Genomic DNA, 19,517 nt, shown 5'->3' with positions numbered 1-19,517 from the left:
CAAGCATCGCAAACTGCCCACGCAGAGCGCCGAACTTGGCCGATATGCGGTTGCAATGGCCGCCGTAATCAGTGGCGGCGTTCGACGATATACCGCGCCAGGTCACGCAGTGGCTCGGCCGCCGCGTCGAAAGGTCGCAGGGCGTCCAGCGCCTGGTCGCGTAGTTCCACGGCGTAGGCCTTGGCGGCTTGCAGCCCGAGCAGCGCAGGATAAGTCGGTTTGTCCCGTGCGATATCGGCGCCCTGGCGTTTGCCCAGGGTGGCGGTATCGCTTTCCACGTCGAGAATGTCGTCCTGCACCTGAAACGCCAGGCCAATGGCCCGGGAATAGGTCTGCAGCGCCGCCAATTGCGTGGCTTCGGCATGTCCGCTGGCCAGCGCGCCCAAGTGCACGGCGGCTTCGATCAGTGCGCCGGTCTTGTGGCGGTGCATGTGCTCAAGGGCTTTTTGATCCAGCTTGACGCTGACTGAACCCATGTCGATCGCCTGCCCGCCCACCATGCCCGCAGGGCCGGCAGCCAGGGCCAGTGCGGTGACCATGCGCAGGCGGATCTCGGCGTTGACGCTGCTCAGGCGTGGGTCCAGCAACGCGCTGAACGCCAGGCTCTGCAAGCCATCACCGGCGAGGATCGCATAGGCTTCATCAAAGGCTTTATGGGTGGTGGGCTGGCCGCGACGCAGATCGTCATCGTCCATCGCCGGCAAATCGTCGTGTACCAGGGAATAGGCGTGAATCAGCTCGACCGCACAGGCGGCACCGTTGGCCTGTTCGGCCGGCGCGCCCAGCGCTTCACAGGCCGCATACGCCAGCAACGGGCGCACGCGCTTGCCGCCATTCATCACGCTGTAGCGCATGGCTTCATACAGACGCTTCATTTCCGGGCTTGGCGCAACAAACAAGGGCTCCAGCGCCGCATTCACCCGGGCTTGGCTACTGGCCTGATACGCGTCGATCATTCCGGCTGTTCCGCGTCGAAAGGTTCTTCGGCCAACTCTCCGTCACGCTCCAGCAATACCTGGACCTTCTGCTCCGCCTGCGCCAACGCGCTCTGGCAGTCACGGGTCAGGCCGATGCCTTGCTCAAACGCCGTCAGCGAGTCCTCCAGCGACAACTCGCCGTTCTCCAGACGCTCGACCAATGTTTGCAGGTCGGCGAGGGATTGTTCGAAATCGAGTGCAACTTTTTTGCGGGCCATGGCGGCTATTCCGGTAGACGGTAAACCGGCGCGACACTAGCAGACATGGGGATTCTGGGCAAATGAGTGGGGCGTCACTCGCCCCCTGTATTGACCTGATAACGCGTGCTGCGGCCGCCTCCGGGGAGACGGACCAGGCAGTTTTTTTCCAGCAGGTCCGCCAGGTGTCGCGTCGCTGTCGCCTTGGAGACCTTGGCCACCGCCTGGTACTGCGCCGCGCTGATGCCGTGTTCGAAGCCCTTCTCACCACCGTCGAGCAGTCGATTGAGGACCTTGATCTGTTCAGCCGACAAAGGGAGGTCGCGGTGTTGCTGCCAGAACCGACTCTTTTCCAGCACCCGGTCAATCCGCCCCATGGCCTGCTGCACGCTGCGTAACAGGGTTTTAAGGAACCACTCCAGCCAGGCAGTGATATCCAGGGAGGCCTTCTGGCTGGATTCCAGCGCGTTGTAGTAGCCGGTGCGGTCTTCGAGGATGCTGGCTGACATGGCATAGAAACGGATGGCCTGGTGTTCACCCTGGGCCAGTGCCAAATCGGTGATAGCGCGTGTCAGGCGACCATTGCCGTCATCGAAGGGGTGCAGTGTGACAAACCAGAAGTGCGCGACGCCGGCGCGTACCAATGGGTCCAGTTCCGGCTGATCGCGGCTGGTTTCGAACCACTCCAGGAAATCCGCCAGTGCCTGCTCCAGTCCCAGACGTGGCGGGGCCTCGAAATGCACGGTCGGCCGATCAAGCCGGCCCGACACCACTTGCATCGGCTCATCTCCCCTCAAGGATCCAATATTGAGCGCTCGAGCGGCATAGCCCGCTTCCGGGGCCGGGAACAATAAGTGATGCCAGTTCAATAGGCGGGCGAGGGTAAACGGCTGGGTGAATTGTTGAGTGGCATCCATCATCAACTCGGCGAGGCCTTCGCTGCGGCGGCTTACCTGACCGTCTTCCATCGCTTCCAGGCCCATCCGCCTTGCCAGGGACGAGCGCACCGAGCCGACATTCAACTGCTCACCCTCAATCGCCGAGGACGTCAGGATATTTTGCAGCAGCGCATCCAGTTCATTCTGTGCGCTGACTGCCTGGCTGACGGAGCCGAGCATGCCCAACAACTTGCCCTGGGCTTGTCCGCACTCGCGCAGCAAAGCCGCGAGGCGACCGGGTTGCCAGTGGAAGTGAGGCCAGTCGGCGCGTTGCCAGATCCAGTGCGGATGAGCCATGGTGGGATGCCTGGGGTGCGTGAGCCGAATAAAGAGGTTATTCGGCTCATTTGGTGAGCCGATTGTGCTGCGGATTTGGCTCAGGGTCTAGTCTGGTGATCGGTGTTTTTTGTAGTTTTTGTGATGTGAAATTTTGACTTATGCCCCTAGACCATATGGCTATCAGCAACCATTAGAAGATTACCTATCTGGCATCTAACAGTGGAAGCGTGGTCATTTGTCGTTAGAATATCAAAGGCAATATTTTGGGGTCTCAGCCCGTAATTAGCTCGTAGCTGATTTTTTTGCGAACCTTTAGTGAGTTGTAATACTCGTTGTCCTAGACACCGGACACACAAGTTAATCCCAGCGAGCCTATCTATTGTATGCGATCCATAAACCCCACCTACCCAACAGTGGGTTAACGATTTACCGTGGCATTTCTGGCGAGCAGTTCCACGGCAGCAAGGCTTCATAATCTTCAAGCGACGAAGCCTGAGGCAGCCACGTATAGGGCTCCTGGCCGTTGACCTTGGCGGTCTCGACCAAGCTGTAGATCTTTGCGCTGGCGGCGGCGCCGTTGACGGTATCGCTCGCCAGGCCAAGCAGGGTTGGGGCAGCAAGGTTATTGAACGTCTTTCCCAGGATTTACGCGCAGCCTTCCCGAACATGAAGGGTTTTTCTCCACGTAATTTGAAGTACATGCGTGCCTTTGCCGAAGCTTGGCCGGATTCGGAATTTGTGCAAGAGGTGCTTGCACAATTGCCTTGGTATCACCAACTGGCGCTGCTGGACAAACTCCCTGGCCCCGAAACCCGTCGCTGGTACGTCGGCCAGGCAATTGAACACAACTGGTCGCGCAACACGCTGGTCATGCACATCGAAAACCGTTTGCTGGAGCGCAGTGGTAAAGCTGTCAGCAACTTCGAAATCCATCTGCCCAAACCTCAATCCGATCTGGCGCGTGAATCGCTGAAAGACCCTTACCGCTTTGACTTCCTCAGTCTGACCTTGGGTGCGCAGGAGCGCGATATTGAAAACGCCTTGATCAAGCACGTCACCGACTTTTTATTAGAGCTGGGTGCGGGTTTCGCTTTCGTTGGTCAGCAGGTGTTGCTGGATGTCGGCGGTGACGAGGTCTTCGTTGACCTGCTGTTCTATCACTTGAAGCTGCGCTGCTACGTCGTGATCGAGCTCAAGGCCGGCAAGTTCAAGCCCGAGCATCTGGGCGAGTTGAGTTTCTATCTCGCCGCCGTGGATGCCCAACTTAAGCATCCACAGGATGGCCCGACAATTGGTCTGCTGCTGTGCAAGAGCAAGAACGAAGTGGTAGCCGAATATGCGCTTCGCGATAACAACCGGCCCATAGGTGTGGCGCAGTATCAGTTGGTGGAGTCCTTGCCAGCGGAGCTGCAAACCAGTTTGCCGAGCATAGAGCAGATAGAGCGCGAGCTTGCCAAATAACAACAAAGCCTGCTTTTGAAGGCAGGCTTATCGCGAATCTCGGCTCACTTACTTCTGATGCGCCGTCAACGCCGCATACCCATTCATCAGGTTGCGATAGTTGGGAATGCGCTGGGACAACAGATTGCCCAGGCCTTCGATATCGTTGCGCCAGTCGCGGTGCAGCTCACAGGCTACCGAGAACCAATTCATCAACTGTGCACCGGCCTGGGTCATCCGGCTCCACGCCGCCTGCTGCACCGTGGTATTGAACGTGCCGGAGGCATCGGTCACCACAAACACCTCAAACCCTTCCGCCAGTGCCGACAAGGTCGGGAACGCTACGCATACATCCGTGACCACGCCGGCGATGATGATCTGCTTGCGGCCGGTGGCTTTGATTGCCTTGACGAAGTCTTCGTTGTCCCAGGCATTGATCTGGCCGGGGCGGGCGATGTACGGCGCGTCCGGGAACATCTCTTTCAACTCCGGTACCAGCGGGCCGTTGGGGCCTTGTTCGAAGCTGGTGGTGAGGATGGTCGGCAGGTTGAAGAACTTGGCCAGGTCGGCCAGGGCCAGCACGTTGTTCTTGAACTCGTTGGGCGAGAAGTCCTGAACCAGGGAAATCAGGCCAGTCTGGTGGTCGACCAGCAGGACTACGGCGTCGTCTTTGTTCAAGCGGTTGTAGGTTGGAGTGCTCATGGTTGAATCCTTTTTTGTTCAGGTTGGTTGGGCGTTGCGTTCAACATGGGCACAGATTAATGGGTGGATGCTGGGGGATAAATCGGCTGGAATGGGTAATACCGTCAACTCAAAGGCGACAATTCATGGGTTGTCAGTAGGACTGATCCTTTTAGCGGTCGGGAAAGTAAGTCAAAAAATCTCACGCGTGAGCTATTGAGTGTGGCAAAAAATGCCTGTAGATTTTCTCACGCGTGAGTTTTTCACAGCGAGGTCAGTACCATGGAAAGCAGCTCTCCATCGAGTCCGCCTAACGGGCCCGATACCGATTCAGCAAGCCTCAAGGGAGAGCGCTTGAAGCCGTCCGCCAAAAAGCCATCGAGCTTTTACATGAAGCAGATGCGTGCAGGCCTGGCGGCCGCCGGCTACGTGAAACACGAGACTTGGGTGCTTCCCGAAAACCGAAGCCTGCTCAAGCAGATGGAGAAACAGCTTCGCCAGCCGATTCTGGCTGGCTCATTCATGTCGGAGAATTTCATGAGCGCAGGTACCAACTGGAATATCGATCGCCTCTTCACCGCTCTTCAGGCCCTGGACGACGTGGTGTCCAAGGACATTACGCTTTCTCTGGTTCAAGGCTCCGAGTCCAGCATCAAGCTGGAAATGAACGACTTCGGTGGCCTGCCGATTTACATCGCGGTGGTGGGCGAGCAGATCATCGTTGACACCGTGCTGGTCGATGTCGAGTCCATCAACGATGTCGCTAAATTCAATGACGCGGTGTTGCGCAGCCGGGAAATGTTCCCGCTGTCCTCCATCGGCATCGAGTCCATGCCTAACGGGCAAGTGGTCTACAACATGTTCGGTGCATTGAGCTCCGACTCCAGCCTGACCAATATCGTCACCGAGGTGAAAACCCTGGTCGACAACGTGCAGCGCGCCAGCGAAGCCTTCGAACGTTTCTTCAATTAAGTATTCGGGAGTATCCAATGACTCAGTCCATCTGGAGCAAATTGTTCACCGCGCTGCGTGGCGGTGCCAACGAAGTCGGCGAATCGATCGTCGACCAACAGGCCCTGCGCATCCTCGATCAGGAAATCCGCGATGCCGACACCGCGCTGGCCAACGCCAAGCGTGAGCTGGTGAGCATCATGGCCAAGCACAAATTGGCGACTGATCGCGTCAATGAGTACGACGCCAAGATCAAGGACCTGGAGTCCAAGGCCGTAGCTGCCCTGCAGGCCAATCGTGAAGACCTCGCCCTGGAAGTGGCCGAAGCCATCTCGACCCTGACCAACGAGCGGGATGTCGAGCATAAGCAAGCCACCGAGTTCGGTGGCTATGCGGAAGGCATGCGCAAGGACATCACCAAGGCCGAAAGCCGGATCAAAAGCCTGCGTCAGCAAGTGGACATGGCCAAGGCGCGCGACAGCGTACAGAAGGCCCAGGTCAGCGCCTCCATCGCCAGCGGCGGTGCCAACGGCAAGCTGGAAACCGCCGTCGGTACGCTGAATCGTTTGCAGGCCAAGCAGCAGCAACGCGCCGCTGAACTGCAAGCCCAGGATGAACTGGCAGATGCATCGACCGGGACCGACCTGGAGCGCAAGCTGCGCGACGCCGGCATCACGCCGAACGAAGGCAGCGCCAATGCGATTCTGGAGCGTTTGAAGCAAAAATCGGCCGAGTAAGCAACGTCGCCGCAGGAAGGGCAGTGTCTGCCCTTCTTTTTTTACGTCGAGGTCAGGATGGGCGCCCTGAAGGGTTTCAAGACAATCGCAGGCCTGGCGCTGTTCATGGTCGCGCTGCAACTGCTCAATGCAGCGACCGGTTACAGCCTGATGACGTTCGGCCTGATCCCGAGAACGCTGCAGGGGCTGCCGGGCATCCTCACCTCACCCTTTTTGCACGGCTCGTTCGCCCACCTGAGCGCGAACCTGGTTGCCTTTTTGATCCTGGGCACCCTGGTGATTATCGAAGGGCTCAATCGGTTTGTGACCGTCAGCGCGATCATCATCCTGCTGGGCGGTTCGCTGGTCTGGCTGTTCGGTTTTGCGGGTGTGCACGTGGGGGCCAGCGGCTGGGTGTTCGGGTTGTGGGCCTACCTGTTGTCTCGCGCCTGGTTCCGCAGGAGCTGGAGCAACCTGATCACTGCCGGAGTGGTGGCGGTACTGTATGGCGGACTGGTCCTTGGCTTCCTGCCTCGCCAAGGCGTTTCCTTCGAAGGGCATCTGTTTGGTGCCTTCGCCGGATTTATTGCCGCCAAGGTACTTCTCTCTCAACCACGCAGCAGGTTTAATGCCGGCTGAACGCACTTGAGCACCCAGGGAGTCAGGGACGCAATGCCGATTTTTCTTTTGTTGCGCAGGTACGCCGCTTCCCTCTTTCACCGCTTCGGCTGGGCAGGCCTGGTCATCGCCTTGGGGGTACACCTGAGCACGGCTTATCTGGGCCTGGTGGTTCTGGGCGAACAACACCTCACCGCGCCCGCCACGTTCGTTTACTTCTATCTCACCACCACGCTGACCGTCGGCTATGGCGATCTATCGCCGCAGACCTCTTTGGGACGCTTGTTCGTGGCGACCTGGGTCATGCTCGGAGGCATTGCGCTGCTGACGGCAGCCATCGGCAAAACCACCAGCACTGTCATCGATGCATGGAGAAAAGGCATGAAGGGCAAAGGCGATTTCACCGGCAAAATCGGCCATACCGTGCTCATTGGCTGGGAGGGCGCGTCCAGTGAACGGGTCATCGAGTTGTTGCTGCAAGACGAAACCTCGAACGACAACCTGATCGTCATCTGCGATTGCACCCTCGAAGAAAACCCGATGCCGGGCAAGGCGGCCTTTATCCGGGGTGAGAGCTTGTCCTCCACAGCGCTGTTGCTGCGTGCCGGTGTGCCCGGTGCCGAGCGTGTGCTGGTGCGAACCCCGTCTGACGATCTGACGCTGGCCACCGTGCTGGCGGTGAATCAATTGAATCCGGTCGGGCATGTGGTCGCCCACTTCAATGCAAGTGAGATCGCCGCACTGGCCAGTTCCTACGCCCCCAGCCTGGAATGCACCTCAAGCATGGCTATCGAAATGCTGGTGCGCGCCTCTCAGGACCCGGGCTCGTCGGTGGTCATTAATGAGCTACTGTGCGTGGGGCAGGGGGCCACCCAATACTTGATGAGATTGCCCGAGGCGTTTGAAGCCACGTTCGGCGATCTGTACACCCAGATGAAAGAACGCCACAACGCCACCCTCATCGGCTATCGCGCCAAAGGTGCCCCGCAACCGTCGATCAACCCGCCCAGTGCCACGCGCGTTGAAGGCGGCGAGCTCTTCTACATTGCCTCCACCCGCCTCAAGGAAATCTCCAATGGGATGGTTTAAACAGTTGATGGGGCTTGAGGCCCCGCAAGCGAATACACACTCGAAAGGCGCTGCCGAACCGCTGCCGACCACCGGGCCGCTTGGCCTGGCGCCGGGCAAAGGCGTGATATTCGACACGACCCTGAAGTTGTTGCTCGAAGGGAAGACCACGGTGGTTATCCCCGGCTCCCAGGAAATCTGGAGTAACGGCACCGTTGACCTCGGGCAGTCGACCTGGCTGTCGCGCTACTACATGAACGACGAAGATTACTGGCTGCAGGTGCACACCACGGGCGACATCGCCGGGCAGGTCGAGTCTGTGATCCTGTTCAACTACCTGAGCTACGTCACTATCAGCAGCGAAGCTGAATTGCGCCGGCTGGCGGGGCCGCAGAGTCCGATCGGGTTGCCGACCTACACCCATAACGGCGTCGAATACGCGCGCGTGTGGGGCAGCGAGGCTGGCCAGACAGAATTGGTGGCCATGAGCGAGCAGGTGATAAACCCCGAGGACTCCTACAGCGTCGAACACCGCTCGATGCTATATGCCCGTGACACCGGCCTGACCGATCGACGGGAGTTTCTGCTGTTCTCTGTCGAAGAAGACGCTGAAGGCACTGTCAGCCTGAGCACCTCCCTGGGCATTTCACTGTACACAACCGACCTGAATGCGCTCTAAAAAAGGAAGAAATCCATGCTAGAAGCTCTCTCCATCTCCCTGAACAAAGCCGCCGTGCTCGGGTTTGTCACCTACATCCTGGGGGCTGCCGTGCTGTTTGCGCTGTTCCAGTTCATCTATACCCGCGTCACCCCGCACAAGGAATTCGAGCTGATCCGGGCGGGCAACGTTTCCGCAGCGGTCGCCCTGGGCGGTGCCATCGTCGGTTTCGCCATTCCGGCCAGCAACGTGATTGCCTATTCGATCAGCATCCTCGACTTCGTCGTCTGGGCGGTGATCGCAGCCGTCGTCCAACTGTTGGCGTTTCTGCTCACCAGTCTCGTGCTCAAGGGCACTTCCGAGCGCATCAAGAGAGGCGAGCTCGCAGCGGGCATCTATGTGGCGGCGGTGGCCATCAGCGTCGGCATGTTGAATGCCGCCTGCATGACACCTACCCAGAACTGATTGCGCACGGAGCTCCCGATGAAACGAAGCAAGTACGTCCAGCTTTCGCTGGCAGCGTCGGTCGCCATGGCGATATCCGGTTGTGGGCCGACGGAAAAAACCTACGATTTGCAGAAGAAGTACAACTTCCAGTCGGTGCAGCAATGCGCCGATGAAAAACTGCCGGTGGACGTCTGTTCGGACGCCTACATGACGGCCCTGGCCGAGCATCGCCGCATCGCACCGGTATACGCCAGCCAGGCCGATTGCGATGCCGACTTTGTCGCCGGCTGGTGCCAGCTGGACTCCAATGGCCAGTTCATTCCCAAGCTGGGCGGTTTCGAACTGACCGCCGAAGGCCAGGTGACACAATCCCAGGTAGACGCGGCCAACGCCCAGGCGGGTAACGCTCAGGCAAGCGGCGGCTCCGGCTTCTCCACTAGCAGCCTGCTGACCGGTCTGCTGATCGGCAACATGCTGAGCAGCAATCGCAACAGCTACCGCTCTGAGCCGGTGTACCGCTATCGCGATGATCGCGGTGAGTACGGCAACTCGACGCTCAACCAGCGCGTCTCCAATGGCGCGACGTTTGGCCGCTCGAATCAAGCCCGGTACGGCAGCAGCAATTACACCAACACGCTGCGCACCTCCAGCCAGTCGAGCTCCGTGGCGTCGGCCACCTCCCGTGGCGGCTTCGGCAGCAAGGCCAGCGCACGCAGCGGCTGGGGCGGTGGCGGGTCGAGCAGTTAAGGAAACCGGGCCATGAAGAAAATCCATTGTGCAGAACGTCATGACTGGAAACAGACGGCTGAAAACCTCGGCTTTCTGTTCCATACCATCGACAACGAACCCTACTGGGACGAGCGCGCGTATTACCAGTTCACGCTCAAGCAAATCGAGCACGACCTCGAAGACCCGACCACCGAGATCCATGACATGTGCATGGACCTCGTCGCCCGCGTGGTCCAGAGCGAAGAACTGCTCGAACGCCTGAGCATTCCCGCGCCCTTCTTCGACATGATCAAAACCTCATGGCTCGAAGGCCACCCGCACCTGTACGGGCGCATGGACTTCTCCTACAACGGCACCGGGCCCGCCAAGCTGCTGGAACTCAACTACGACACACCGACCAGCCTCTACGAGGCCGCGGCGTTCCAATGGGGTTGGCTCGAGCAATGCATCGAACGCGGCCTGCTGCCCAAGCATGCCGACCAGTTCAACAGCATCGACACCAAACTGCACCAGGCCTTCGCCCAACTGCAAATCAACCAGCCGTTCTACTTCGCCTCGATGAAAGACTCGGTCGAAGACAAAGGCACCACCGACTACCTGCGCCTCGTCGCGGAAAAAGTCGGCATCGAATCACGCCACATCGACATCGAAGACATCGGCCTGACCAGCGAAGGCCGCTTCGTCGACCTCCAGGACCGCTGGATTCCCCACCTGTTCAAACTGCACGCCTGGGAATTCATCTTCCACGAACCCTTCGGCGCCGCGATTGCCGAGAGCGACACCCAGTTTTTCGAGCCTGCGTGGAAATCCATCATTTCCAACAAAGGCATCCTGCCGCTGCTGTGGGAATTCAACAAAGGCCACCCGAATCTGCTCGCGGCCCACCTGGATACCGAACCGGGTAAAGCTGTGCCGAAGGGCTGGGTGCGCAAGCCATTCTTCTCGCGGGAAGGGGCGAACATTGAGCTGCAAACGGCCGATGGGCTGATTGTTAAGGAGGACGGGCCCTATACGGATGCGCCGTTTATTCTCCAGGAGTTTGCGCCGTTGCCGCGGTTTGGGGACAGCTACACGTTGATTGGGTCTTGGGTGATTGGGGACCAGGCGGCGGGGATTGGGGTGCGGGAGGATAATAGTTTGATTACCAAGGATTCGAGCCGGTTTTTGCCGCATTTGATATTGGATTGAGGCTGGAGCTTAAAGGGCCAGCAGGGCTGATCCCTTTCATTTGCAGGACGTTTCCGAGAGAATTCCAACTGCATTGCGCCAGCGGGAATGGTTGACTAGGCTGCGGATCGTCACTGCCTATTCAGTGATCGGGTTTAGTCGCCCTTGCCTCGCTAGGCGCACGCCATCTCAAAGACAGGTGTCTTCTCATCTGCACTTTATGGTGGCTGTGCGCAGGGCACCCTCGGGTGCGCCGGTGCCTAGCGGCCGGTCGACTAACCTGCGTACAGCCGCCACCTCTGATTGTTTAGTCGCGAAAGGACGGTGGTAATCACTTACTGCTAGAGGTTTTGCTATGGATAACGTTATTTCGGATTCACAGTCTTCGCGTGCAACCAATCCATTTGTCGTAAATGAAGAGTTGAGCTTTGAGGATGCCTGGGTGCGTGTGGCTGAGTTGCTGCAGTGTGCGGTGGCGACTTCGCAAGTTCTTGGGGAGCCGGTGGCTGCACCGCAGAGGGCGGTGATGCATCTGGTGGAGATGGCGAAGATGGTGGCGGATCGGGCTGTGGAGTGCATGCGGCCCGCATAAGGCGACTGAGAGAAGGGCCGGATATGACAGCCCGCTTTTGATTACTCAATTGTCCAACAGCTGTTGGACAATTGAGTCTCGATACTTATCAGGCATTAAAAAGCCGGCTTGTGGCCGGCTTCTCTGTGACCGCCTCAGCTTGTTTTTGACAAACCTCAGCAGTCTTCAAATCGCTCAGCCCACATTGCGTCGGGCTGAATAGTAGGGGCATCTGCGGGAACTCCTCCGCATCGCCGAGCAGGGTGGATAGCGCAACGCAACCCCCTGCCAAATGTGCGGCGCATGATACCCACATTCACTTCAATTGCCCACCTCCGGATCCGATTTAGAGCCTTCCCAGCCCAATAAATGCTCATCCAGCGGCACCGGCGGCCTACGGTTATTCAACGTGGACCACCAGAACACCCACCCCACAATCTGGAAGTTCTGCTCAAACCGTTGCTCGTGGGTCAGGTATTCGTCCGGATGTTCACCGGCATTGTGGCTGCGCATGCGCAAGCCACCTCCAGGGCGGTTGTAGAGGTATTTGATGCGGAGCATTCCGTCGTGTTCGACCGCGTAGATTTCGCCGTCGATGATTTGGGTGCGGCCTTTGTCGATGGCGAGGGTGGCGCCTTGTTGGATGATGTCGATCATGCTGTTGTCGACCATGTAGGCGCCCAGCGCGCGGTCGGGGTTGACGTTGAGGGTTTCGAGGGTGTGCAGGGAGACGCGGATGCGTTCGGTTGAGGTGAAGGTGGGGTGGAGGGGGATTTCCACGTCGATTTTTTCCGGGCGGCAGGCGGGGCCTGTGAGGTATTTGCCAGTTTCTTCGCGGGCGGGGAGTCCTTTCCTGGTGCCGGGGCCTTCCAGCAGGAAGTTGGCCGGTGGGTGTTTGGGGCCTTCGCCGGTGCGTAGCCAACGGCTGGAGATGCACAGCAGTTCTGCGATCTCGTTGAGTCGGCCCATGGGTACACCGCGTTTGAACCAGTTGTTCACGTGTTGAGGCGTGACACCACGGTTCTTGGCGAAGTCGGAGGCGGAAAGATGAACTTCCCGTAATAGCGCTTTTAAGCGATCACCTGATGTATTCATAAACGCAGAGTTTACTGGCCGAGAAAACACATCAAATAAACCATGCGTTGAGTTAGGCCTGTAGGTTTTTGCTTAGTTGTGGCTTATTACTTCGGAATTCACAGATGATTAAACTAAGTTTATAAGATGTTGAACTTGTCGTTTAATTTTTCCCACAAAAAAAGCCCCGAGTAATCGGGGCTTTTTCAATTGCCGAGGCAATGAGTAGCCGGTATCAGCCTTTGTAGGCAGCGACCGACTTCATGATTTCGGCGCGGGCGGCGTCTGCGTTGCCCCAACCGTCGATCTTCACCCATTTGCCTTTTTCGAGGTCTTTGTAGTTCTCGAAGAAGTGCTTGATCTGTTCCAGCAGCAGTGGCGGCAGGTCGGTGTATTCCTTCACGTCCACGTACAGCTGGGACAGCTTGTCGTGTGGCACGGCGATCACTTTGGCATCACCACCGCCGTCGTCGGTCATGTGCAGGATGCCGACCGGGCGAGCGCGGATGACCGAGCCTGGGGTAACCGGGTAAGGGGTTACGACCAGCACGTCGAGGGGGTCACCGTCGTCGGCCAGGGTGTTCGGGATAAAACCGTAGTTGGCCGGGTAGAACATCGGGGTGGCCATGAAACGGTCAACGAACAGGCAGTCGCTGTCTTTGTCGATTTCGTATTTGATCGGCGCGTGGTTGGCCGGAATCTCGATGGCGACGTAGATGTCGTTCGGCAGGTCTTTGCCAGCCGGAATCTTGCTGTAGCTCATTGGGCGTTGCCCCCGTAGTTGGCCATATGACATGGCCGGATTGGCCTAAAAGTGGCGGCGATTATAGGCATATTCTGCCGGCGATGCCATGCGCCAGACGTCGTACGGTCATTCGCCTTGTGGCTGATAACGCGGGTCGTGCGCTTGCAGTTGGGTCAGGCGGGCCAAGGGATCCTGGCGGTAAAAGCGGCTGAGTTGGGCGTACACCTGTGGATAACTATTGACGAGTAAATCCGGGGCGCTGAAAAAATATTCGCTGGTGACCGCAAAGAACTCCGCCGGGTTTTCCGCCGCGTACGGGTCTATCTCCGTCTCGGCGTCGGGGTTGGCGTCCAGCTGGCGATTGAGGTCGTCATAAGCGCCCTGCATTACGCTGGCCCACTCCTGCACGCGCATGTCGTGGTGCAGTGGCGGCAGGCCATTGGCGTCGCCGTTGAGCATGTCGAGTTTGTGGGCCAGTTCGTGGATCACCAGGTTGTAGCCTTCCCACTGACCGCTGGCCAGTACGCCGGGCCAGGCAAGAATCACCGGGCCTTGCTGCCAGGCTTCGCCGCTGTGTTCGCCGTCCCACTCGTGTTCGATGCCGCTGCTGTCGCGATGGCGCTGGGGGCTGAGGAAGTCGTCGGGGTACAGCACGATTTCATGGAAACCCTGGTACCAGTCGAGGTCGCCCAGGTTCATCAGCGGCAGTTGCGCCTGGGCGGCGAGCAGCAGGCGTTGTTCCTGGTGCAGCTCGACGCCGGGCAGGGCGGTGAGGTGTTTTTCGGCGAGGAACACCACGCAGGCTTCGCGCAGCCACTGGTCCTGCTCGGCACTGATGCCGTCGAGGAAGGTCAGGTGGTGGCGCACCCGCTGCCAGGTGTCATCGGCAATCGGGTGCTTGGCCAGCAGGCGTCGGCGCCGCCAGGCGCTGAGGGACCACATGCCGGGTTACTGCGATTTGGCTTCTGAAGACGTGCGACCAAAGCGGCTGCGGAACACGCCAATGATCATCGGCACCAGCGACAGCAGGATGATGAACACCACCAGCAGCGAAAGGTTTTTCTTGATAAATGGCACGTTGCCGAAGAAGTAGCCCAGGGTCACCAGGCCGCCGACCCAGAGAATGGTGCCCAGCACGCTGAAACCGAAGAAGCGTGCATAGGGCATTTTCGCGATGCCGGCAACGAACGGCGCAAAGGTGCGCAGGATCGGCAGGAAACGCGCGAGGGTCACGGTTTTGCCGCCGTGCCTGTCGTAGAAATCGTGGGTCTTTTGCAGGTAGTCGCGGCGGAAGATTTTCGAGTTCGGGTTGCTGAACAGGCGTTCTCCCGCCGTTCGCCCGATCACATAATTGGTACTGTCGCCGAGGATTGCCGCCAGCATCAGCAGCCCGCCCAGCAATACCGGGTCCATGCCACCGCCTGCTGCCACGGCGCCGGCGATAAACAGCAACGAATCACCTGGTAGGAACGGCATGACCACCAGGCCGGTTTCGCAAAAGATGACCAGGAACAGAATGGCGTATATCCACGGACCATAATTGGTTACCAGCATGTCGAGGTACACGTCGAGATGCAGGATAAGGTCGAGCGGGTTGAAATCCATGGATGGCACCTGTGTGAACGGCCCGACTCGGCAGGCCTGTGCGGAAGCTCGGGTAATAAGGCTACACGTGTATGTAGTGTTTCTTACAACCCTGAAAGGTCCGCATTATACGGATTGAGAGGTGAAAAGCGTGTTGGTTTTGTAGCGGGGGATGTCGCGGGGGGACGGTCCACAGATCGCCAGAAAGGCACTGTGGGAGCGAGTTTGCTCGCGAAAGCATTCGGTCAGTTATAAATAGTCTGACTGAACAGCCGCCATCGGGGTGTAGCCCCCTCCCACAAGGTGTCCATGGTGTCAGGGCGTCAGTCTTCGCTGATCGGCAAGGTGTAGTTCTTGAACTCGGTGTCTTCACGAAACCCGATGGACTCGTACGTCTTCTGCGCCACCTGGTTATCACTGCTGGTCGATACCCGCAGCCGCACTGCGTGGGTTTCCTTGGCCATTTTCTTCGCCGTGCGCATCAGGTTATCCGCCACCAGTTGCCGGCGCGCGTCTTCGGCCACATAGATGTCGTTGAGGATCCACACGCGTTTAAGCGACAGCGAGGAAAAGCTCGGGTAAAGCTGGCAAAACCCGAGCACGCGTTTGTCGTCGTCATCGGCTAGGGCCAGGTAGATCACCGACTCCTTGCGGCGCAGGCGCTTTTCCAGGAAGGCCCGTGACGAATCCGGAAAGGGCAGGGCCCCGTAGAACTCGCGGTACTTGACGAACAACGGGGTCAACAGGTCCAGGTGTTCCAGGGTCGCTTGAGTAATCCGCATGCCAGGCCTCAACTTCCAAATGGGGTATGACCACACGAGCGGCCGTGACTTGATGCTGCCTAAAGGCGCGAAAAAGCGCAATCGTGCCGGGATCAGTCGGTGGATGGGCTGAGCAGGAAATTGCCCTTCATCAGGTCCGGGTCGTCGGATTCAAGGGTCTGAACCTGCGCCTCGTCCTTCAGGTTGACCCCCGACAGCTGCCGGCGACACGCCTCTCGCATCAAGTACAGCAGGCGATGGGCCGCCATGCCATAGCTCAGGCCTTCCAAGCGCACATTGGAGATGCAGTTGCGATAGGCATCGGTGAGGCCGACCTTGGGGTTGTAGGTGAAGTACAGCCCCAAACTGTCCGGCGAACTGAGCCCCGGCCGTTCGCCGATGAGGATCACCACCATCTTGGCGCCGAGCAGTTGCCCGATTTCATCCGCGACCGCCACGCGGCCCTGTTCCACCAGGATCACCGGCGACAAGGACCACCCTTCAGCGTGGGTCTGCTCTTCCATGCGCGTCAGAAACGGCAACGTATGTTTATGTACTGCCAGCGCCGACAGACCGTCCGCCACCACGACCGCCAGGTCCATGCCGCCCGGATGCTCAGCCGCGTAATCCCGCAGGCTTTGGGCCGATTCGTCACTCAAGCGCCGCCCCAAATCCGGGCGTTGCAGGTAGCTGTGCCGGTCGGTTGCCGCGCTGTGCAGCAACAGGCTATCGCGCCCACGCTCGGCCAACTGACTGCTCAGGCCTGCATGGTCGAAGGGCAGGTGCACCGCGTCCCGTGCCTGGGCGTGGGCAAATTGGAAATCAAGTTGGGCGTTGGTGGGAATGCTGGTGCCGGTGCGGCCCAGGGCAATTCGCGCCGGGGTCAGGCGGCGCAGTTCCAGCCACGGGTTTTCAGGCAGGTCGAGTTGCACGGGCGGCTCCTTCATCCCAATTGCGCCAGGGCGTGGCGAAACGCCGGTGGCAGGCTGTTGCCGAAGCGCACCTTGCCGTCGGCTTGCGTAAAGATGCCCATTTTGGCCAGCCACTGTTCAAACTCCGGCGCCGGTTTTAAACCCAATGTCTGGCGAGCGTACAAGGCGTCGTGGAACGAGGTGGTCTGGTAGTTGAGCATGATGTCGTCGGAGCCGGGGATGCCCATGATGAAGTTGATCCCGGCGACGCCCAGCAGGGTCAGCAGGGTGTCCATGTCGTCCTGGTCGGCTTCGGCGTGGTTGGTGTAGCAGATGTCGCAGCCCATGGGCACGCCCAGCAGCTTGCCGCAGAAGTGGTCTTCAAGGCCGGCGCGGATGATCTGCTTGCCGTTGTACAGGTACTCGGGGCCGATAAAGCCGACCACGGTGTTGACCAGAAACGGCTTGAAATGCCGGGCCACCGCATAGGCGCGGGTTTCGCAGGTTTGCTGGTCGACGCCAAAATGCGCGTTGGCCGACAAGGCACTGCCCTGGCCGGTTTCGAAATACATCAGGTTCTGGCCCAAGGTGCCCCGGTTCAGGCTCAAGCCCGCCTCGTAACCTTCCTGCAGCACGCTCAGGCTGATGCCGAAACTGGCATTGGCCGCCTCGGTGCCGGCAATCGACTGGAACACCAGGTCCAGCGGCACGCCGCGGTTGATGGCTTCGATGGAAGTGGTGACGTGGGTCAGCACACAGGCCTGGGTGGGGATTTCGTAGCGCTGAATGATTGCGTCGAGCATCTCCAGCATGGCGCAGATCGAGGCGATGCTGTCGGTGGCCGGGTTGATGCCGATCATGGCGTCGCCGTTGCCGTAGAGCAGGCCGTCGAGAATGCTCGCGGCGATACCCGCCGGCTCGTCGGTCGGGTGGTTGGGTTGCAGGCGGGTCGACAGGCGTCCGCGCAGGCCCATGGTGCCGCGAAACCGGGTGACCACACGGATCTTCTGCGCCACCAGTACCAGGTCCTGCACGCGCATGATCTTCGACACCGCCGCTGCCATTTCCGGTGTCAGCCCCGGCGCCAATGCGCGTAGGGATTGTTCATCGGCGGCGTCGCTGAGCAGCCAGTCGCGCAGGCCGCCGACGGTCAGGTGGCTGACCACGGCGAAAGCCTGCTTGTCGTGGGTGTCGATGATCAGCCGCGTGACTTCATCGCTTTCATAGGGGATCAGCGCTTCTTCGAGGAAGTGTTTCAGCGGGATATTTGCCAGCGCCATTTGCGCCGCCACCCGCTCACCGTCGTTCTGCGCGGCGACGCCGGCCAGAAAGTCCCCGGAACGCGCGGGACTGGCCTTGGCCATCACGTCCTTGAGGCTGTCGAAGCGGTAGGTCTGTGCACCGACCGCGTGGGAAAAGCTTGCCATACAGTGTCTCCTTGACGACGCGGGCAGGAGAGGAACCCGCGTCGAGGTTTACGGCAGTTAGTGCAAGGCGGCCTCTGCGGCCTGGATCGCGGCGAATTCTTCTTCGGGCGTGCCTGCTACCAAGTGATGCCGGCTGTAGAAAGCAAAGTAAGCAATTAATACTCCATAGATGATCGCGGCGCCAATCACCACCCGTGGATCCACCAGAAAGCCCGCAACGACGGCCACGCAGGCCAGTACCAAGGCGACGCCGGACGTGAAGATGCCGCCCGGCGTGCGATAAGGACGGTCCATTTTGGGGCGACGGATACGCAGGGTGATGTGCGCGGCCATCATCAGCACGTAGGAAATGGTCGCGCCAAACACCGCCACCAGGATCAACAGATCCCCCTGGCCGGTCAGCGACAGGCCGAAGCCGATAATCCCGGGGATCACCAGGGCCAGTACCGGGGCCTTGCTCTTGTTGGTCTGGGACAGTTTGCGCGGCAGGTAGCCGGCACGGGACAAGGCAAAGATCTGCCGCGAATAGGCGTAGATAATCGAGAAAAAGCTCGCGATCAAGCCTGCCAGACCGACCAGGTTGACGAAGCTGCCCATCCAGGTCGAACCGCCATAGGACAGCGCCAGCGCTTCCACCAGCGGGTTACCGGATTTGACCAGTGCGTAGGTGCCCGCGCCGCCCGGTGCGATCACCAGGATCAACAGGGCAAAGCTGGTCAGCACCACAATGGCGCCGATCAGGCCCCGGGGCAGGTCGCGCTTGGGGTTCTTGGTTTCTTCGGCGGCCAGGGGCACGCCCTCTACGGCGAGGAAAAACCAGATCGCATAGGGGATCGCCGCCCACACGCCGACATAGCCGAATGGCAGGAAGGTGCTGGCGCCCTTGGCCTCGGTCACCGGAATATCCAGCAGGTTGGCGACATTGAAGTGCGGCACCATCGACACCAGGAACACGCCCAGCGCAATCGCGGCGATGGCGGTGATCACGAACATCAGCTTCAAGGCTTCGCCGACGCCAAAGATATGGATGCCGATAAAGATGATGTAGAACGCCAGGTAAATCATCCAGCCGCCGATGCCGAACAGCGACTCGCAATAGGCGCCGATAAACACCGCGATGGCGGCGGGGGCGATGGCGTATTCGATCAGGATGGCGGTGCCCGTCAGGAACCCGCCCCAGGGCCCGAAGGCACTGCGGGCAAAACCGTAGCCACCGCCGGCGGTGGGGATCATGGAAGACAGTTCGGCCAGGGAAAAGCACATGCACAGGTACATGGTGGCCATCAGCAATGTGGCGAGGAACATCCCGCCCCAGCCACCCTGGGCCAGGCCGAAGTTCCAGCCGGCGTAGTCGCCGGAGATGACGTAGGCAACGCCAAGACCAACCAGCAGGACCCAGCCGGCGGCGCCTTTTTTCAGTTCGCGTTGTTGGAAGTATTGGGAGTCGACTTTTTCGAAGTCGACAGAAGATCCAGTCGGTTCGCTAGGCATGGGAAAGTACCTTTCATTGTTATTGTTTTTTAACTCGGCCTCTGTGTGCCGAATGCAATTGGCAAGTACTTGTGGAGAGCTAAGTGT

Annotated in this window: 22 protein-coding genes and 2 pseudogenes; 11 read left to right on the top strand and 13 right to left on the bottom strand. The window is 59.4% G+C overall.

The annotated features are described in order from the left end of the window. Positions 1–68: 68 nt before the first annotated feature. The 4 genes and pseudogenes from ispA to BFQ01_RS32185 all read right to left on the bottom strand — a co-directional run. Entirely contained in the window at positions 69–956 is an 888-nt protein-coding gene (gene ispA, locus BFQ01_RS08295) for a (2E,6E)-farnesyl diphosphate synthase (RefSeq protein WP_065924900.1), read from the bottom strand. Beyond that, complete coding sequence (locus tag BFQ01_RS08290) at positions 953–1,195, bottom strand: exodeoxyribonuclease VII small subunit (protein ID WP_003176346.1); 243 nt, start codon at positions 1,193–1,195, stop codon at positions 953–955. The genes ispA and BFQ01_RS08290 overlap by 4 nt, the downstream gene beginning before the upstream one ends. Before the next feature lie 74 nt (positions 1,196–1,269). Then, positions 1,270–2,409, bottom strand: coding sequence for a Fic family protein (locus BFQ01_RS08285; protein ID WP_065924899.1), 1,140 nt, complete (start codon positions 2,407–2,409; stop codon positions 1,270–1,272). A 408-nt stretch (positions 2,410–2,817) separates the two neighbouring features. Then, positions 2,818–2,988, bottom strand: a pseudogene (locus tag BFQ01_RS32185) (transposase domain-containing protein); the annotation flags it as partial. Here BFQ01_RS32185 and BFQ01_RS08280 point away from each other — a divergent pair. Beyond that, positions 2,971–3,852, top strand: a pseudogene (locus tag BFQ01_RS08280) (YhcG family protein); the annotation flags it as partial. The pseudogenes BFQ01_RS32185 and BFQ01_RS08280 overlap by 18 nt on opposite strands. Positions 3,853–3,900: 48 nt before the next feature. On the opposite strand, the gene ycaC reads toward BFQ01_RS08280, so the two are convergent. Further along, a complete protein-coding gene (gene ycaC / locus BFQ01_RS08275; protein WP_027605204.1) occupies positions 3,901–4,533 on the bottom strand; it encodes an isochorismate family cysteine hydrolase YcaC in 633 nt (210 codons plus the stop codon). Here ycaC and BFQ01_RS32180 point away from each other — a divergent pair. The 10 genes from BFQ01_RS32180 to BFQ01_RS08230 all read left to right on the top strand — a co-directional run bounded on the left by BFQ01_RS32180 (position 4,532) and on the right by BFQ01_RS08230 (position 11,458). Continuing rightward, complete coding sequence (locus BFQ01_RS32180; RefSeq protein WP_137211982.1) at positions 4,532–4,732, top strand: hypothetical protein; 201 nt, start codon at positions 4,532–4,534, stop codon at positions 4,730–4,732. The genes ycaC and BFQ01_RS32180 overlap by 2 nt on opposite strands. 170 nt (positions 4,733–4,902) lie before the next feature. Then, complete coding sequence (locus BFQ01_RS08270) at positions 4,903–5,484, top strand: YjfI family protein (protein WP_027605205.1); 582 nt, start codon at positions 4,903–4,905, stop codon at positions 5,482–5,484. 17 nt (positions 5,485–5,501) lie between these two features. Continuing rightward, positions 5,502–6,200 (top strand): PspA/IM30 family protein, encoded by a 699-nt coding sequence (locus BFQ01_RS08265; protein WP_027605206.1) that lies wholly within the window; start codon positions 5,502–5,504, stop codon positions 6,198–6,200. Positions 6,201–6,257: 57 nt separating this feature from the next. Further along, positions 6,258–6,818 carry a rhomboid family intramembrane serine protease gene (locus BFQ01_RS08260; RefSeq protein ID WP_065924898.1) on the top strand — a complete coding sequence of 187 codons (561 nt, stop codon included), beginning with the start codon at positions 6,258–6,260 and terminating at the stop codon, positions 6,816–6,818. A gap of 33 nt (positions 6,819–6,851) precedes the next feature. Next, a complete protein-coding gene (locus BFQ01_RS08255) occupies positions 6,852–7,886 on the top strand; it encodes an ion channel (protein WP_065924897.1) in 1,035 nt (344 codons plus the stop codon). Continuing rightward, the gene (locus BFQ01_RS08250) at positions 7,873–8,544 is read left to right on the top strand and encodes a DUF2491 family protein (RefSeq protein ID WP_065924896.1); all 672 of its coding nucleotides are present in this window, start codon (positions 7,873–7,875) and stop codon (positions 8,542–8,544) included. Before BFQ01_RS08255 ends, BFQ01_RS08250 begins: the two co-directional genes overlap by 14 nt. 15 nt (positions 8,545–8,559) lie before the next feature. After that, complete coding sequence (locus tag BFQ01_RS08245; protein ID WP_027605210.1) at positions 8,560–8,988, top strand: DUF350 domain-containing protein; 429 nt, start codon at positions 8,560–8,562, stop codon at positions 8,986–8,988. Positions 8,989–9,006: 18 nt separating this feature from the next. Continuing rightward, complete coding sequence (locus BFQ01_RS08240; RefSeq protein ID WP_065924895.1) at positions 9,007–9,717, top strand: DUF1190 domain-containing protein; 711 nt, start codon at positions 9,007–9,009, stop codon at positions 9,715–9,717. A 12-nt stretch (positions 9,718–9,729) separates the two neighbouring features. Then, entirely contained in the window at positions 9,730–10,887 is a 1,158-nt protein-coding gene (locus tag BFQ01_RS08235) for a glutathionylspermidine synthase family protein (protein WP_065924894.1), read from the top strand. A gap of 334 nt (positions 10,888–11,221) precedes the next feature. Further along, the gene (locus tag BFQ01_RS08230; protein ID WP_065924893.1) at positions 11,222–11,458 is read left to right on the top strand and encodes a hypothetical protein; all 237 of its coding nucleotides are present in this window, start codon (positions 11,222–11,224) and stop codon (positions 11,456–11,458) included. Positions 11,459–11,758: 300 nt separating this feature from the next. Here the strand turns inward: BFQ01_RS08230 and BFQ01_RS08225 are convergent, their stop codons facing one another. From BFQ01_RS08225 to eat, 8 genes are all read right to left on the bottom strand, one after another. Then, positions 11,759–12,532: a LexA family transcriptional regulator gene (locus BFQ01_RS08225; protein WP_027605213.1), complete on the bottom strand. Its 774-nt coding sequence runs from the start codon at positions 12,530–12,532 to the stop codon at positions 11,759–11,761. A gap of 214 nt (positions 12,533–12,746) precedes the next feature. Further along, positions 12,747–13,274 carry an inorganic diphosphatase gene (gene ppa / locus BFQ01_RS08220; protein ID WP_065924892.1) on the bottom strand — a complete coding sequence of 176 codons (528 nt, stop codon included), beginning with the start codon at positions 13,272–13,274 and terminating at the stop codon, positions 12,747–12,749. 108 nt (positions 13,275–13,382) lie between these two features. Then, positions 13,383–14,198: a M90 family metallopeptidase gene (locus tag BFQ01_RS08215; RefSeq protein WP_065924891.1), complete on the bottom strand. Its 816-nt coding sequence runs from the start codon at positions 14,196–14,198 to the stop codon at positions 13,383–13,385. 6 nt (positions 14,199–14,204) lie between these two features. After that, positions 14,205–14,861 carry a DedA family protein gene (locus BFQ01_RS08210; protein ID WP_027605215.1) on the bottom strand — a complete coding sequence of 219 codons (657 nt, stop codon included), beginning with the start codon at positions 14,859–14,861 and terminating at the stop codon, positions 14,205–14,207. A gap of 302 nt (positions 14,862–15,163) precedes the next feature. After that, the gene (locus BFQ01_RS08205) at positions 15,164–15,622 is read right to left on the bottom strand and encodes a GNAT family N-acetyltransferase (RefSeq protein ID WP_027605216.1); all 459 of its coding nucleotides are present in this window, start codon (positions 15,620–15,622) and stop codon (positions 15,164–15,166) included. 92 nt (positions 15,623–15,714) lie between these two features. After that, positions 15,715–16,548: an ethanolamine ammonia-lyase subunit EutC gene (eutC, locus tag BFQ01_RS08200; RefSeq protein ID WP_065924890.1), complete on the bottom strand. Its 834-nt coding sequence runs from the start codon at positions 16,546–16,548 to the stop codon at positions 15,715–15,717. Continuing rightward, positions 16,545–17,939, bottom strand: coding sequence for an ethanolamine ammonia-lyase subunit EutB (locus BFQ01_RS08195; protein ID WP_065924889.1), 1,395 nt, complete (start codon positions 17,937–17,939; stop codon positions 16,545–16,547). Before BFQ01_RS08195 ends, eutC begins: the two co-directional genes overlap by 4 nt. A 57-nt stretch (positions 17,940–17,996) precedes the next feature. After that, entirely contained in the window at positions 17,997–19,430 is a 1,434-nt protein-coding gene (gene eat / locus BFQ01_RS08190; protein ID WP_024077594.1) for an ethanolamine permease, read from the bottom strand. Between the last annotated feature and the right edge of the window lie 87 nt (positions 19,431–19,517).

This window comes from Pseudomonas sp. 8 R 14, assembly GCF_900005955.1.
Taxonomy (GTDB): domain Bacteria; phylum Pseudomonadota; class Gammaproteobacteria; order Pseudomonadales; family Pseudomonadaceae; genus Aquipseudomonas; species Aquipseudomonas marginalis.
Note: the sequence above shows the minus strand (reverse complement) of the source record. Positions and strands in the feature narration are given on the sequence as shown.